Origin of the sequence: Butyrivibrio proteoclasticus P6B7 (assembly GCF_000622085.1) — a bacterium.
In the GTDB taxonomy this organism is placed as follows: Bacteria; Bacillota; Clostridia; order Lachnospirales; family Lachnospiraceae; genus Butyrivibrio; species Butyrivibrio proteoclasticus_A.
Genome location: NZ_JHWL01000004.1, coordinates 180,519 through 195,304, shown reverse-complemented (window position 1 = coordinate 195,304; position 14,786 = coordinate 180,519). Strand labels below are relative to the sequence as shown.

15 protein-coding genes are annotated in these 14,786 nt (G+C 41.0%); 1 reads left to right on the top strand and 14 read right to left on the bottom strand.

Annotation, left to right across the window (positions count from 1 at the left end; genetic code table 11):
- Nucleotides 1–188 precede the first annotated feature (188 nt).
- Nucleotides 189–1,040, top strand: a complete 852-nt coding sequence (locus T541_RS0105570) for a helix-turn-helix domain-containing protein (protein ID WP_026651760.1) — start codon at nucleotides 189–191, stop codon at nucleotides 1,038–1,040.
- Here the strand turns inward: T541_RS0105570 and T541_RS0105565 are convergent.
- The 14 genes from T541_RS0105565 to T541_RS0105500 form a co-directional block, all read right to left on the bottom strand.
- Nucleotides 1,033–1,677 carry a manganese efflux pump MntP family protein gene (locus tag T541_RS0105565; protein WP_026651759.1) on the bottom strand — a complete coding sequence of 215 codons (645 nt, stop codon included), beginning with the start codon at nucleotides 1,675–1,677 and terminating at the stop codon, nucleotides 1,033–1,035. The genes T541_RS0105570 and T541_RS0105565 overlap by 8 nt on opposite strands.
- 691 nt (nucleotides 1,678–2,368) lie before the next feature.
- Nucleotides 2,369–3,403 (bottom strand): aldo/keto reductase, encoded by a 1,035-nt coding sequence (locus T541_RS0105560; RefSeq protein ID WP_026651758.1) that lies wholly within the window; start codon nucleotides 3,401–3,403, stop codon nucleotides 2,369–2,371.
- A gap of 73 nt (nucleotides 3,404–3,476) precedes the next feature.
- Nucleotides 3,477–4,835: an ElyC/SanA/YdcF family protein gene (locus tag T541_RS22055; RefSeq protein WP_197025142.1), complete on the bottom strand. Its 1,359-nt coding sequence runs from the start codon at nucleotides 4,833–4,835 to the stop codon at nucleotides 3,477–3,479.
- A 58-nt stretch (nucleotides 4,836–4,893) separates the two neighbouring features.
- On the bottom strand, nucleotides 4,894–5,538 hold the full coding sequence (locus tag T541_RS0105550) for a potassium channel family protein (RefSeq protein ID WP_026651757.1): 645 nt from the start codon (nucleotides 5,536–5,538) through the stop codon (nucleotides 4,894–4,896).
- Nucleotides 5,539–5,624: 86 nt separating this feature from the next.
- Nucleotides 5,625–6,989 carry a TrkH family potassium uptake protein gene (locus T541_RS0105545; RefSeq protein ID WP_034466168.1) on the bottom strand — a complete coding sequence of 455 codons (1,365 nt, stop codon included), beginning with the start codon at nucleotides 6,987–6,989 and terminating at the stop codon, nucleotides 5,625–5,627.
- A gap of 108 nt (nucleotides 6,990–7,097) precedes the next feature.
- Entirely contained in the window at nucleotides 7,098–7,877 is a 780-nt protein-coding gene (locus tag T541_RS0105540; RefSeq protein WP_026651755.1) for a response regulator, read from the bottom strand.
- Between the two features lie 4 nt (nucleotides 7,878–7,881).
- Entirely contained in the window at nucleotides 7,882–11,034 is a 3,153-nt protein-coding gene (locus T541_RS20575) for a response regulator (protein ID WP_051538109.1), read from the bottom strand.
- Between the two features lie 106 nt (nucleotides 11,035–11,140).
- Nucleotides 11,141–11,698, bottom strand: a complete 558-nt coding sequence (locus T541_RS21075) for a CPCC family cysteine-rich protein (RefSeq protein WP_081779865.1) — start codon at nucleotides 11,696–11,698, stop codon at nucleotides 11,141–11,143.
- Between the two features lie 68 nt (nucleotides 11,699–11,766).
- Nucleotides 11,767–12,513: a hypothetical protein gene (locus T541_RS0105525; protein WP_026651754.1), complete on the bottom strand. Its 747-nt coding sequence runs from the start codon at nucleotides 12,511–12,513 to the stop codon at nucleotides 11,767–11,769.
- Between the two features lie 15 nt (nucleotides 12,514–12,528).
- On the bottom strand, nucleotides 12,529–13,275 hold the full coding sequence (locus T541_RS0105520) for a hypothetical protein (RefSeq protein ID WP_026651752.1): 747 nt from the start codon (nucleotides 13,273–13,275) through the stop codon (nucleotides 12,529–12,531).
- Between the two features lie 2 nt (nucleotides 13,276–13,277).
- Nucleotides 13,278–13,502: a hypothetical protein gene (locus T541_RS0105515; RefSeq protein WP_026651751.1), complete on the bottom strand. Its 225-nt coding sequence runs from the start codon at nucleotides 13,500–13,502 to the stop codon at nucleotides 13,278–13,280.
- 2 nt (nucleotides 13,503–13,504) lie between these two features.
- Entirely contained in the window at nucleotides 13,505–13,747 is a 243-nt protein-coding gene (locus tag T541_RS0105510; RefSeq protein WP_155839466.1) for a hypothetical protein, read from the bottom strand.
- A gap of 35 nt (nucleotides 13,748–13,782) precedes the next feature.
- Entirely contained in the window at nucleotides 13,783–14,025 is a 243-nt protein-coding gene (locus tag T541_RS0105505) for a CPCC family cysteine-rich protein (protein WP_034466165.1), read from the bottom strand.
- A 20-nt stretch (nucleotides 14,026–14,045) separates the two neighbouring features.
- Nucleotides 14,046–14,786 (bottom strand): hypothetical protein, encoded by a 741-nt coding sequence (locus tag T541_RS0105500; protein ID WP_026651748.1) that lies wholly within the window; start codon nucleotides 14,784–14,786, stop codon nucleotides 14,046–14,048.

Genomic DNA, 14,786 nt, shown 5'->3' with positions numbered 1-14,786 from the left:
TTATCCTGTGTATGTATTTGCTCAATCTCGCTTACTAAACACATAAAAATTGCTCTCAGATTATTTTTCCAGATTCTGACTATTACATGTGCTTATATCTCGATATTACAAATATTCTCAGGTTTGAACAATCAATAATCTTGCCCTATAATTAAGAAAAATTGCTCTGTTTAACAAAGGAGATTTTTATGTTTTCAACAGAAAATAATGTGGATCCTAAAAGCACATATTTCTTCAATACCCCATCAACGGGAGCCAGAGAATTATTCTTTTATCCAACGATTCTTGGTAACTACACCTATTCAAACGCCTACAATCTAAAGCGCTCCAGCTTTGACAGCTTTCTTGTGATGTTCATTGTTTCTGGGAATATGTCTATTAAGACTGAATACTTTGAAGGAGATGCCCTTCCTGGAAATGTGGTATTCCTTGACTGCTACAGGATGCATGAGTACAGCGCCAACGCAAGATCTCAGGTTCTGTGGATTCATTTTGACGGATCTCTTGCAAGGGCCTACTATGACAGATTCCTTTCTGCCAAGAATGGCAATATTTCTGTCCCGGTTAACCCTGTTAAGATACAGCGCTGCTTTGAAGACATAATTGGGACCTACGAAAAGAGCCTTAGCGTGGATGAAGCCGTTGTCTCCCTTAAGATTTCAGCTCTTTTGACAGAACTTCTCATCAAGGAAACCAAGGCAGAAAGTAACAAAGAGTCGCTACTAAGAGCCGCAGCCAGCTATATCACTGACAACTTTGCCTATGACATCTCCTTAGAGGAACTGGCTTCCAAGATCGGCCTTAGCCCCTATTACTTTTCCAGAGAATTTAAAAAAGAGATAGGAGTTCCGCCGCATCAGTATCTGCTTGAAACTCGTATCTCTTATGCTGAGTATTTATTGTCCTCCACTGAAAAGCCAGTGTCGGAGATTGCCTATTTATCTGGATTTAAGGATACACACCTGTTCACTCCCTGCTTTCGCAAGAGGACTGGCATGACCCCAAGTGCTTATCGCGATGTAAAAAGAGCTATCAACTAAAGAAGATCTCTATGCCGATGGCGATAAGGATAAGTCCGCCGATGATCTTGGCGTAGCTTGAAAGCTTTGTTCCAAACTTGATACCAAGCTTAAGTCCAACGTAGCAAACCACGTATGTAACTGCGCCGATGATGAAGGCGCTAAGTAATACCTCCCAGATTCCGTACTGGGAAATTGTAAATCCAACTGATAAGGCGTCGATTGATGTGGCAATGCCCTGAAGAACCAGGAGCTTGTTGGAGATGTGCTCTCCCACATCGTCGATGCCATATAATCTGCATTTCTCAATGTCGCATTTCTGACATACGCCACCACCTGTGCATTTGATCTGAGCTCTTTTATCAAGGATACCCTCGATGAGCATCTTGCCACCAATGATTGCAAGAAGGATCAATGCGATCCATGGGATAAACTTCTGGAAGCCCTCAAAGAACTCTGCAGCGTAATGAACAAGGAACCAGCCGATAACAGGCATCATGAACTGGAAGCCTGCATAGACTCCGGCCATCTGATGGCGTCTAACCTTACTCATCTTATTATCAGCAAAACCATTAGCCAGTGAAACTGAAAAAGCGTCCATGGCAAGGCCAAAGCCAAGCATAGCGCTGTTAAAGAAAAATAGAAATCCAAGTGCCATTGTTATTTCCTACCAAAATCTAGATTTACGTTGCCAAGGACTGTAATTATAGCACAATAAATGTCAAAGATGAAGCATGGTATCTGGAATGTCAGTTGTGGTCTTAAAAAGACATAACGAAAACGGGCATCCATTTTATAAATGAACACCCGTCTTCAGAACTGATTTTCCAATGGTCTTTACCATCCTTTATATATTTATCACATCCCTTTAGCAGCTCCTTGACATTCCCTGGCTACGATGAAGCATCGCCACCCTCGCTGTAAATGTCAGCTGCTCCGATAACCATTGCTCGTCTACGATGAAGCTTATGCCATCTCGACTGCGTAGGTTTTATCTACAATGTGATTGTAAATATAATATACCATCTCGGTTCAAAGTTGTCAACCATCTTTGCAAATTATTTTCAAATTGTCTGAATATTCTGACGATTTGAAATGAGGGGCTGGTGCCATGTCTTTACCACTGTTCGCGTTTACTCGTTGTGACTTCCATCGGCTCATATCAGAAAAATGTCTCATTTCACAGTCGTTCAGAACACTCGACATTTTTCTGATATTTCACCGTGGAACTCATCAACTCCTGCAAATGCCTCACATTGGTAAAGACATGGCACCAGCCCCTTCATTATCAAGTCCTCTACAAATCTCAAAAAATAGGAGTCAAGAAAACTCTTGACCCCTTTAGTTATTCACACCTCACGGTTTCCTTTTAGTACTTCCCTATAGTCCTCTAGATTCTTTCTTAGGAGAACTGGAATGTCCAGTTCGTATGGGCATTTGGTTTTACATGCGCCGCAGTTGACGCAAGATTCGATCTTCTCCATTTCCTGCTGCCAGTGCTCGGAAAGCCAGGATTTACTTGGAGCTCTTCTAAGCATCAGTGACATACGGTTACAGTTGTTGATCTCGATACCTACAGTACATGGCATGCAGTAGCCACAACCTCTGCAGAAGTCGCCCATAAGCTCTTTTCTCTCGAACTCAATGAAGCTCTTAAGCTCATCATCAAGAGCAACATCGGTATCCATGTAGGAAAGCCACTCATCCAGCTCTTTTTCCCTCTGAATGCCCCAGATAGGTACTGTGCCATCAAACTGGCTTACAAAGGCCATTGCAGCCCTGGAATTAGTGATAAGGCCGCCAGCAAGGCCCTTCATGCAGATGAAGCCAACATTATTCTCATTGCAAAGCTTGATAAGCTCAATTTCTTTATCAGTGGCAAGGTAGCTAAGAGGGTACTGAACAGTCTCATAGAGGCCGGAAGTAGCCAGCTCTTTGGCAACGCCGATCTTGTGGGCTGTTCCACCGATATGTCTTATCTTTCCCTGCTCCTTGGCCTTAAGCATGCACTCGTACATGCCTGTGCCATCGCCTTCTTTCCAGCACTGTCCCATGAGATGAAACTGATAAATATCTATATATGAGGTCTTGAGAAGCTCAAGAGAGGTCTCAAGATCCTTCCAGAAGTCTTCAGGAGTCTTGGCGTGGGTCTTGGTGGCTATGATGATATCTTCTCTCTTCACATAGCCATCGCCAAAGGCAAGACCAACCTTCTCCTCACTGTCAGAGTAAGCTCTTGCTGTGTCAAAGAATCTCATTCCACCGTCGTAGGCTTTTCTCAAAAGAGCTACTGCCTCGTCCTTAGTAACTCGCTGAACAGGAAGTGCGCCAAAGCCATTCTGTGGAACCGTAATGCCAGTACGTCCCAGGGTAACATTCTTCATAGCCAAATCTCCTTATAAAATATCAAAAATCACAGATCTGGGGCATCAACTTATCTTTGCCAATCTGGCCCCGTCACATCTCATACTTCAATAATAATTCTACCATTCCGAAGAACTCTCGCACAACATAGTGAATGCCTACTGGCATTAAAGTTGTTGCTGGAACAGATTCCGCGTTTTTATAGCCTGTATGTCTTGCAATTGTCAGGGCTCTGTACTCGTGGAAGGAATTGGTGACGATTCCCACAGAAGCCTCTGGATCTCCGATGATCACAAGGCTGTTGGCCAGATTCTCTTCAGTGTCTCTGGATTTATCCTCTAAGATAATCCTGCTCTCATCAATGTCGTAGTGGGCAAGGAGGTAGTTCTTTATACATTCTGCCTCACTTATCTGCTCGTCGATGCCCTTGCCACCTGATGCAATAAGGACAGTGTTCTCATTCTCCTCCATGTACCTGGCAGCTCTTTCTATCCTTACACGAAGTGGGTTGGTGGGCTGATCTCCTATCATGCCAGCGCCCAGAACCACCACGTAGTCAAGGTCCTTGGAAGGGTGGGCTGTCATGGCCTTTACGATTTTGAATTCTGTAAAAAGAAATATAGACAGACAGATAACAAATGCCACGCGGTAGATCCACCTAAGAACTCCGGGAATCTTGAATCTTTCGTTACCATCAATATGGCCCTTTATCATCCAGACTCTAAGTGCGCTAAAGGCTGCGATCAACGCCCAGAGCCAAACCCATGAAAGCCTTAAACCGCCGCCATAGGCAAGGCAGGTAACGAAATAACAAACTGACCAGATGAATAAGAGGAAATATCCATACATGATGACTTTAGAAAATGTCACTTTGCCATAGCCAGCATAGCGACTGGTCTTGTCGCGGTACTCAAGATATTCATTTCCATAGGTTGCCTTAAGATAGCTTTCCTCCTGAAGGATCTGAAGGTGAAGCATTGTGACTGCTATAAATGTAATTATGTACAAAACCGGGTTAGCGTACATAAGAAGGATTCCAATATACACAAGGTCAAAACCAAGAAAGGCAGGGTTTCTTGAATATCTGTAGATGCCTTCAGTTACGAGATTTCTCTTTTCATCGTCCTTGGCAACTCCCGCTCTCCAGCTATCTCTCATGGTCCAGACAGCAAGGAAGAATACGATGTCACCTACGACTCCAAAGTAAACGCCTATTACTCTCCAGATAAAGGCAAGGCTTGATCTGCCAATCACTATGGAGATTACCTCAACCAGAGGAATCAGGCATGTGGCGATCTTCATGATAACCTCGATGTAGAAGCCCTTGTCGTGGACCTTGCCCTTGGCTATCTGGTCTGTGACGATGCCCTTTTTCTTTTGGATCATCATTTTGGCAAAATATATTCCGTAGAAAACTGCCATTATTAGAAGTGCAAGTATTTTGTATTCCATCGTTCTCCCCAACTCAGTTCAATAATTATCTGTTTATGCACAAATGATCAGTGTATTATCATCTCCACTTATTGATGTCATCCTTCTCGATAATGGTCATAAGAAGGTGATCCTCGGAAAGCTTAACGTTTGGATTAACGTAGCCCCACTTGCCGCCCTCTTTCTTGATGGCAGCAACGTTCATGTTGTATTTCTTTCGAAGGTTAAGCTCAATAAGATCCTTGCCGATCCAGGAATCCTTAGGGCGAAGCTCGATCATGCACAGGTTCTCATCAAGCTCAAAGTAGTCATGGATATGCTGAGAAGTGAGAATCTTGGCACTTCTGATACCACCTTCTTTTTCAGGGTCAATGATCTTGTCTGCGCCAACTCTTGTAAGAATAGCCTTCATTCTATCAGATGAAGCCTTGGCGATAACTACAGGCACGCCCTTCTCCTTAGCAATGGCCACGCTCATGATGCTGGCTGAAATATTGCCGCCCATGCAGACAATTACGATGTCCATGTTCTGAAGGCCAAGAGCTGAGATTTCGTCCTCGTTATTAAGATCTGCGCAGACAGCAGCTGTAACCTTTGGAGAAATATCTCTTATGGCCTTTTCATCAAAGTCCGCTACCAGCACGTCCTCACCCATATTGTAAAGTTCCTGTGCCAGTGAGCATCCATATTTTCCTAATCCTAATATTGCAATTGATTTCTTCATCCTATTCTCCTTTATTTCAAAAGCATATCCGTCTTATGCCACATAATTACATTCATTTGACATAATAGTTTATTCCACGTTTTCTTTTATCCGACGTAAAATGTTCCTTCTGAATAGTTTAACTTATTGTTATCCACACTGTTTCCTGAAAAGAATGCCACCAATGAAATCGGTCCTATTCTTCCAAGATACATGGCGATTATTACAAGGCTCTTACCCCAAGCATTAAGAGATGGCGTAAGCCCCCTTGAAAGACCTACTGTTCCGCAGGCACTTACTATCTCAAATAGCGCATCCTCCAGCGGCACCGGATTAACCATGGATAGAAGGATTGTGAGAATAAACACCGCCACAACTCCCACGAAGGTCACAGCTGAAGCCTTTCTCATGGAATCCTCAGAAACCCTTCTGTTAAAGATAACCTTGGCATCCTGATGGCGCACATAGCTTCTTACGTTCATGATAAGAAGGAACATGGTCACAGTCTTAACACCGCCTGCAGTTCCTATTGGAGATCCTCCAATAAACATGAGAACATAGGCCACAAGGCAGGAGCCATTATTAAGGCCGCTTTGAGAAAATGTGGTAAATCCCGCAGTTCTAAGGGTAATGGACTCAAAGAGACTGTTTACAAGCTTGCCTCCAATGCCCATGTTACCTATTGTCTCAGGGTTATTGTACTCAGCTATCAGGATTATAAGCATTCCGCCAAAGATAAGCGCAAAGGAAAAGCTTACAACCAGCTTGGTGTGCTCAGAAAGCCTTGTCCAGATCTTAATAGGATTAAAGCCTTTCTTCGTACCCTCTTTTACCCTGTCCATAACATCAAACCAAACTACGAAACCGATACCTCCCATAACAATAAGGAGCATGGTAACAGTCATCACAAGAGGATCACTTCTGTAGTCACCCATACTATTTGGTCCTATAACGTCCATTCCCGCGTTACAAAAGGCCGAGATGGAATTAAATATAGAAATCCATATTCCTCTGTCAGAACCGAATTCTGGCACGAATTTAATGGCATACAGAAGGGTTCCAACACCCTCCACCAGGAAGGTTCCCTTAAGAACCTTAACAAGGAAGGTCAAAAGCTTGGAATTGGAATTGAGATTAAAGGAGTCCTGAAGCAGCATTCTGTCAGTGAGCGAGAACTTGCGCTTAGTGACCACCATCAGCATAGATGCCACTGTGATCATGCCAAGACCGCCGATCTGCACCAGGATAATGATAAAGAGCTGTCCCACAAAGCTCCAGTGGGCATAGGTATCCACCACCACAAGCCCCGTAACGCACACACTTGTAGTAGCTGTAAAAAGAGCTGTCAATGGATCCGTCCAGGTTCCGGCAGCACTAGAAACAGGCAGCATCAAAAGAATGGTGCCTATAAGAATAGTCAATAAAAAACTCCCCGGTATAATTTGTACCGGGGATAGCTTTAGTTTTTTCATAAATCCCTCAAACAAATACTTATTATGCTCAAAAAACACGAGCAATCTGTATAATAAGTTACTTCTTATCAGGACAAAAGTCAAACCACATAGTTTCTTGATTAAGGCCTACAGAACCTGCTGATGGATCTTGTTCTTGGTCATGTCAAAGTAGTTACCTATCTGCTCAAGGAGCTTTCTCTTTTTAACAGTCTTAAGGATATAGCCCTGTGGCCTTAGAGAAAGAACCTTGGTAACAGTTTCCTTGTCGTCTTTGCCGGTAAGGAAAAATACTGGGATTGAAGCAGTTGCACTTTCACTTCGTATCATTTCAAGGACCTGGGCGCCGCTGGTTACAGGCATCTCATAGTCAAGAAGGATAAGGTCAGGAGTGTTCTTGGCAAGGTAGGTAATGGCCTGCATTCCGGAGTTAACGATTATCACCTTGTACTTTTCTGAAAGCCAGCTCTTAACCACCTTAAGGTAGGCAGGATCGTCATCTGCAAGAAGGATGGTCTTTCTAAGGTTCTCTTCGTTGTTCTTGGAGCTTACGTTAAGCATGACCTCGATCATCATCTTGATGTCCAGTGGCCTTGGGAACATATTCTCAATAAGTGAGCCTGGCATATAGCGCTTAAATTCTTCAATTTCCAGGTTATCCCCAATGACATTCACGTATTTATCCTGCTCGATGAACTTGTCTTTAAGGAACACCAGCCCCTCTTCGCAGCTGGCGATATAGTCTCCAAGGTAGATTAAAAAGACCTCACAATCGTCCACGTACTTAGATAGCTCTTTTACGTTAAGAGCACTCTTGTACACTTCGAAGTGCGCTTCCTTAAGATTATTCTCTATGGCGTCCACCATGAATGTGGAGCCCTGGTTAATGAGTAATAGCTTAGTATTCATAGAATTACCCTTCCACTATTGTTAATATCTCTTCCCAGTCGGCGTTGTTTACTGCGTTTTTGAGTTTCTCGTACCTCTCCTTTTCTGCCTCCGGAATGGAATAATAGTCTTTTAGGTTATCCATTACCGTTACCAGGCTGTCGTAGTCAAAGGCCATGGCTATTTCTTTTATGGTCATATAGGCTTCCGCCAGCTTCTCTTTAGAAATTTCCTCTTTCTGAGTAGTATATTCTTCTTTCTTAAGATAGCGATTAAGCATTGTTGCAAAGGCCTTGTGATAGATTAAAAGCTCGTCTGTAAGCTGATCTATCATCTCCACGTTCTCTTCATCTCCGGCCTTTTCAAGAGTTTCCGCCAGAGCTCCAATCTCCATGGCTCCCACCACGCGGGATGAGCTCTTAAGAGCATGGACCTTGATGGAATAATCCTTGATCCTTTCTTCTTTCCAGGCTTTATAAATTGCCTCATCCATATTGTCAGCAGACTCTGCATACACTATCAGAGCGTTTGTATAGGACTCAAGATCACCGCAGTTCTTAAGGCCTATTTTTTCATTCATAAGGGGCGCCTTAGTCATCCATACAGGAATCTGCTCAAATTCAGCCTCAAGCTTGGCTACGTCCACCCTTGTCACCAGATCCTCAGGCAAGTACTCCATAAGTCCCTGCTCAAGGATCTCACCGTGGATCGGCTTAGTAAGGTAATTGTCAAAGCCTGCATTCAGGTACATCTCTCTGGATCCGGATACAGCGTTGGCTGTAAGGGCAATTACAGGAGTATCGTAGTTAAGTCCCTCTCTATCCTCCTTGATGTGCTGGAGGCATTCGATTCCGTCCATCTTAGGCATTCTGTGATCCATGAAGATGATGTCGTACTTTTCTCTCTTTATCATCTCAAGACACTCTTGTCCGGATGTGGCTGTATGAATCTGAATTCGAGTCTTTTTAAGAAGGTTCTTAAATACCGTAAGATTCATTTCGGTGTCATCCACCACCAGAATCTTGGCGTTTGGAGCAATAAAGCTCTCGTGGTATTCCTCTTTGGCGGACAGGGACCTTCTGATGGCATCCTCAAAGTCTCCAATTGGCGTCTCGTCCACCACCTTCTGCTTAACATCGAAGTAGAATCTGGAGCCTACGTTATACTCACTTTCTACCTTAAGCTCACTTCCCATGAGCTTAAGAAGGTTCTGGGTGATGTTAATTCCAAGTCCCGTACCCTCTATAGTTCTATTTCTCTTTTCATCAACTCTTTCAAAGGATGAAAAGAGCTTATCCATATCTTCAGGTTTAATGCCGATTCCAGTGTCCTCTACAGAGATTTCCAGGGTAATGACCTCATTATCTGCAAACCTTTCGTTGCCTTCAAGGTTCCTTGCCACATTGTCATCAAGCTCTGCCATCTCTTCAAGGGAGCAGGCTTTCCAGCGCACGCTAAGGACAACGCCGCCTTTATGAGTGTATTTAACAGCGTTGGTAAGTATATTAGTCACAACCTGTTTAAGTCTGATCTCGTCGCCGTACAACAGGTGTGGGATCATTGGGTCTAAACTAAGCCTAAACTCAAGGCCTTTATCTTCAGCTCTTTTACGGACCATATTAACCAGGTCGTTAAGGACAGAAGCCACCTCGTATTCCACAGGAACGATCTCCATCTTGCCGGCTTCTATCTTGGAGAAATCCAGGATATCGTTGACGATTCTAAGAAGGTTAAGGCTGGCAGTCTTGCTGTTCTGGGCATACTCGATTATCTGCTCATCCCTGCATTCTCTAAGGATCATCTCATTCATTCCCATGACAGCAGTTATAGGGGTTCTGATCTCATGGGACATATTTGAAAGAAATGATGACTTGGAGGAGCTGGCCTGATTAGCAGCATCGTAGGCGTCTTCAAGCTCTTTGGTGGATACATCCACAAAGGATATGAGTCTGTCCAGCAAAGGTTTTACCGCCTTTTTCTCTTCTTCAACACTTACTATGACATCCCCAGAACCCTTGGTGCATTCGCCCTCTCTAAGCCCCAGCACTGCAAGGGCCGAATTAAGAACTCCGCCCTTTCCCTGGCTCTTAAGGATTTCTGGACCACCAAAGCCATATAAGAGTTCTTTATGATTCTTCTCAAAGCCTTGTATTTCCTGTGTTGCCCGCTCATGGAGGAAATGATATCTGTTATAGCAAACGCTTATGATCAGGGCCTGGGAACCGAACTTTGCAACTTCTTCTGCTGCCTTCTGGGCAGCCCTGATTACTTCAAAGGGCACTCCAAAGGAAAGCTTTATTTTTTCATTGGACTCAATATCCCCGGCTACGAAAACCACGCCGTTCTCGTTAGTGTAAATAGGGACCCTTGCTATCATTGCACCATTTCTTTGTACCGTGATAGGGAACTCACACACGTTGTCTGAGAAGTACTCATCCACATCTATGTCCAGATACTTTTTGTAGATCTCTACAGCTGGCATTCCGTCTATCTCTGTGATTCCAGTATTGCCGAATCTGTCGTATTCAGCATTTGCTGTTATCTGCATAGCCTTTCCAAGACTGTTCCAGCCAAGGACATACTTAACCACATGTCTGAGCTTTTCGCCAGAAAGAACTACAAATACGCAGCCCCAGTTTATAATGCCATCTCCAATTGAAAAGATTGAAGAAATCCTTGTATCTGCTACATAGTAATTATTTGAACAGGCCATTTCTCCAAAGAAAGAAATGTGCTCATCAACGTTTGCTGCCACAGCGTCCAGCACTCTATAGAAGTATCCAATTGAATTAACGGGATATGTAAGAACCGCCCTTACATCAGGCGTATTATTTATTGCTTTGGTAAAAAGATCTATGATCTCCTCCTCAGAATATCTGGAGGCCTCATAGGTATAAAGATCTACTTTTGAAGATTCAAAGAAAATAAATGAGATAGAAATGCCATTCTCATCCCATTTGTCACTACTATTCATAACAGCAAGACCGGAAACAACAGCCTTAGGCATAGATCTTTTCAGACCATCTACGTAAGGCCTTGCTTCCTCGCTGTTAAAACCATTTACATACATAAGGGCAAGCACACTCATAGCTTCCTTAAATGCAGGAAGCTCCTTGATTTCAGCGATGCAATTATTCAGTTCGTCTAAATCCCTAACAAAATAAGTGCGCTGCTCCATACAAAACCTCACAATAAGACTATGATATCACTCTAATTATACATTATTGACGGTTTTGCGTGTATTAAATTAGCATAAATTAGTCGGTTTGGTAGAAAACTTGCTGTTAAACTTTTTCCACTTTATCAGCAACTATATACATTGGGGCCTGAATATTCGTATTGGATAAGCGGAATATCTTTTTCCCAATGGTGATCCAATAATCCATATTAATCTGCTTAGCTTCTTCACCATCGATTATTTCAAGGAATGGTCCGTTTCCTTCGAAGGTAAAAGTAGTTCTGCACTGTATATACTCTACATTTTCAAATTGTAAGCACAGTGTATCCTCTTCTGCCTCGTCCAAGAATCCATGAAGAAGAATTTTATCCATTCCGCCATTTGATATTTCGAAATCCATCCAGTTGTAGTTGCTTAGTTCTTGGTTGATTTTTTCATCATCTGATGAAAGCTGCGAATTCGTTGCAAATCTTTCCTCGCAAGCTCCGAATTTTTTATAGTTTTCCCTAGCTTCATTTAAGGAAATACTATTTGGTCCTACAACCCTCTCCGGATTTCTATTTGCCATTTCATCATACTGCCAATAGCAAACCTCACATATTTCATCAATAGGGATAAAACTATCGTCAATAGTACGGTATCCACAACAAGGACAATTAGTCATTTTTCATTCACTTTCCTCAATGCTATGACTAATTCATAGCTATATTCCTTTATGATTACACCTTTCACTTAGTTAATAGATAAGTCTCGTTTTTCTTGAAGCGTAAGTAAATCTCTATAATCTGACGAAAAAACAATGACCTTATCCATTTCATAAGATTTAAATACATACTCTAACGGACATGTTATTCTTTGAATTACACTTGTATCCCTTCTTTTTGCAAAGAATTTACAAGCTTCTTTGCTCCATTCCATATACGAATCAGGCAACTCAGAAATAACTTTGCCATATTCAGCTGCTATTTCATACAAAAAATTAATCAGCGCTTCACCATCTAACTCACTAGTCTCTTTAGCAAATTTATCAAGAAGTTCTAGAGATGTTAATAAATCATCGCCTTTTCCCATATCGTGATTAGTTTCAAACTTCTTCCATAATAGTTCAAAACTATCCCTAAAGTACTCATGGTCGCTTATCTTTAACCGATATGGCGAGTTAAGGATATCATCCAATTCTGCATATCCACCATTTTCCAACCGTTCTTTCATATCTTCAACAGCTTTTTCAAATTCTTCTTCAGATGAACAGTTATACTTGATTCCTTTATTCAATCCTTTATAACAAAACACTATCTCATCTTGCTTTATTAAGTTTTGGTATATATATATCATCTGTGTATAACCATCAACAGTACGTTTATACATAGCCAATGGTTTTGTCATGATCATGGCCCCAGAGCATGAGTACGTATACCCATGCTCCTTTGCTCCTGGCCCTATTACTTCTTTAATTATTTTTTGATATGTATTCTTCATTATTACGTGTATCGATTAATTATTTAACAACCTCTTTTTTTCCTGAAGCGTTAGTAAATTCTTATAATTTGATGAAAAAATAATAGGCTTGTTCATTTCAACTTTTTTAAAAACATATCCCAATGGACTTGTTATTCTTTGAATTACACTTGTATCTTTTCTTTTGGCGAAAAAGATTTCTGCTTGTTCACTCCATTCCATATATGAATCAGGTAATTCAGAGATTATTTTGCCATATTCAGCTGCTATTTCATATAAAAAATCTATTAAAGCTTCCCCCTCAAGCATACTAGCCTCTTTCGCATAATTATCAAGAAGTTCTAGCGATGTAAATAACTCATTGTCATTTCCCATATAGTGATTAGCCTCAAATCTCTTCCATAATAATTCAAAGTTATCCCTAAAGTACTCATATTGCTTCGTTTTCAAACGATAAGGCGATTTTAGAAAATCATCCAACTCAGCATATCCACCATTTCGCAGAAGCTCTTCCATGTTTAACACTGCCTGTCTGAATTCATTTTCAGATGAACAATTATATTTGATTCCTTTATTTAATCCTTTATAACAAAACACTATTTCGTCCATATCTATCAAGCTCTGATATATGTATATCATCTGATTAACCCCTTCGATATTTCGCGTATACATAGCTAATGGTTTTGTTATATTCATAGCTCCAGAGCATGAGTATGTAAACCCGTGTTCCTTTGCTCCTGGTCCTATTATTTCTTTAATTATTTTTTGATATGTATTCTTCATACTTACGCCTCACAACTATTTGCTGCTTTCATTATCGCTGAAACAAGTAAAAAGATTGCAAAAGCAGCAGCTAATTCAACTCCAAAAAACGCCATAATAGCATATACAGCAGCGGCTCCTGACAATACCAGCAAAATTGTCCCCACTATATTCCAATCAATATTAAGGTTTAGATAAAAATTAAAAGAAGAATTGGAATTTACTTGCTTTAAGTATTCGAGTTCCATTTCTAATCCATATTAATCTGCTTAGCCTCTTCACCATCGATTATTTCAAGAAATGGACCATTTCCTTCGAAGGTGAATTTAGTCCTGCACTGTATAAACTCTACATTTTCAAATTGTAAGAACAATGTATCCTCTTCTGCCTCGTCCAAAAATCCATGAAGAAGAATTTTATCCATTCCGCCATTTGATATTTCGAAATCCATCCAGTTGTAGTTACGTAGTTCTTTGTTGATTGTCTCTAACATATTAGCTCCGGTTTTCCAATCCACCGATGTCTCATTTAGGATATGCATTCCTCATCGTAAGGTTTTCTGACAAGTTTTATAAATCTTTCCTCACAAGCTCTATAATTTTTATAGTTTTCCCTAGCTTCATTTAAGGAGACACTATTGGGCCCTACTACCCTCTCCGGATTTCTATTTGCCATTTCATCATACTGCCAATAGCAAACCTCACATATTTCATTAATAGGGATAATACTATCGTCAATAGTACGGTATCCACAACAAGGACAATTAATCATTTTTTCATACACTCCTTCATTTACAGAAGTCTCTTTTTTTCATCCAGTGATAACAATCCTTTATACTTCGCTGCAAACTTGGGCATAGCTTTTATCTCATAGCTCTTAAATACAAGAAAAAGAACATCATTTCTTCTTTTAGCGACAGTACTATCTGATCGATTGACAAAAAATTTCCCATACTCTTCGTTCCATTCAGTATAGGAATTAGGTAACTCCAATATAACCTTTCCATATTCCGCTGCTATCTGGAATAAATAATCCAATAAGTCTTCTCCTGATATCAAATTCGCCTCTTTATAATATTCATCAAGAAGAATAAGCGCATTTTTTATATCTTTGGTATCACCCATATCATGATTAGCTTCAAACTTTTTCCACAAAGCTTCAAAATTATCTCTAAAGTATTCTTTCTGCTCTCTTTTTAGTCTAAATGGAGAATTAAGTAGCTCATCTAATTCATCATAACCGCCTTCTTGTAGTTGCTTTTCCATATCCAAAACAGCATTTCTAAAATCCTCATCAGATTTGCAAATATATGAAACGCTAGTTTCTAAACCTTTATAACAAAACTTTATTTCCTTTGGATCTATCAGATTTTGATATATATATATCATCTGATTATATCCATCACCTTTACGCGTGTACATGGCCAATGGTTTTGTCATAATCATGGCTCCAGAGCATGAGTACGTAAACCCATGCTCCTTTGCTCCTGGCCCTATTATTTCTTTAATTATTTTTTGATATGTATTCTTCAT

Bases quoted from the DNA above. Each gene is read 5' to 3' on its own strand.
- T541_RS0105515 (WP_026651751.1), bottom strand. From the start codon at position 13,502: ATGGAACTCGAATACTTAAAGCAAGTAAATTCCAATTCTTCTTTTAAT.
- T541_RS0105505 (WP_034466165.1), bottom strand. From the start codon at position 14,025: ATGATTAATTGTCCTTGTTGTGGATACCGTACTATTGACGATAGTATT.
- T541_RS0105570 (WP_026651760.1), top strand. From the start codon at position 189: ATGTTTTCAACAGAAAATAATGTGGATCCTAAAAGCACATATTTCTTC.
- T541_RS0105540 (WP_026651755.1), bottom strand. From the start codon at position 7,877: ATGAATACTAAGCTATTACTCATTAACCAGGGCTCCACATTCATGGTG.
- T541_RS0105520 (WP_026651752.1), bottom strand. From the start codon at position 13,275: ATGAAGAATACATATCAAAAAATAATTAAAGAAATAATAGGACCAGGA.
- T541_RS0105565 (WP_026651759.1), bottom strand. From the start codon at position 1,677: ATGGCACTTGGATTTCTATTTTTCTTTAACAGCGCTATGCTTGGCTTT.
- T541_RS20575 (WP_051538109.1), bottom strand. From the start codon at position 11,034: ATGGAGCAGCGCACTTATTTTGTTAGGGATTTAGACGAACTGAATAAT.
- T541_RS22055 (WP_197025142.1), bottom strand. From the start codon at position 4,835: ATGGAATACAAAATACTTGCACTTCTAATAATGGCAGTTTTCTACGGA.
- T541_RS0105525 (WP_026651754.1), bottom strand. From the start codon at position 12,513: ATGAAGAATACATATCAAAAAATAATTAAAGAAGTAATAGGGCCAGGA.
- T541_RS0105510 (WP_155839466.1), bottom strand. From the start codon at position 13,747: ATGTTAGAGACAATCAACAAAGAACTACGTAACTACAACTGGATGGAT.
- T541_RS21075 (WP_081779865.1), bottom strand. From the start codon at position 11,698: ATGACTAATTGTCCTTGTTGTGGATACCGTACTATTGACGATAGTTTT.
- T541_RS0105550 (WP_026651757.1), bottom strand. From the start codon at position 5,538: ATGAAGAAATCAATTGCAATATTAGGATTAGGAAAATATGGATGCTCA.
- T541_RS0105560 (WP_026651758.1), bottom strand. From the start codon at position 3,403: ATGAAGAATGTTACCCTGGGACGTACTGGCATTACGGTTCCACAGAAT.
- T541_RS0105545 (WP_034466168.1), bottom strand. From the start codon at position 6,989: ATGAAAAAACTAAAGCTATCCCCGGTACAAATTATACCGGGGAGTTTT.
- T541_RS0105500 (WP_026651748.1), bottom strand. From the start codon at position 14,786: ATGAAGAATACATATCAAAAAATAATTAAAGAAATAATAGGGCCAGGA.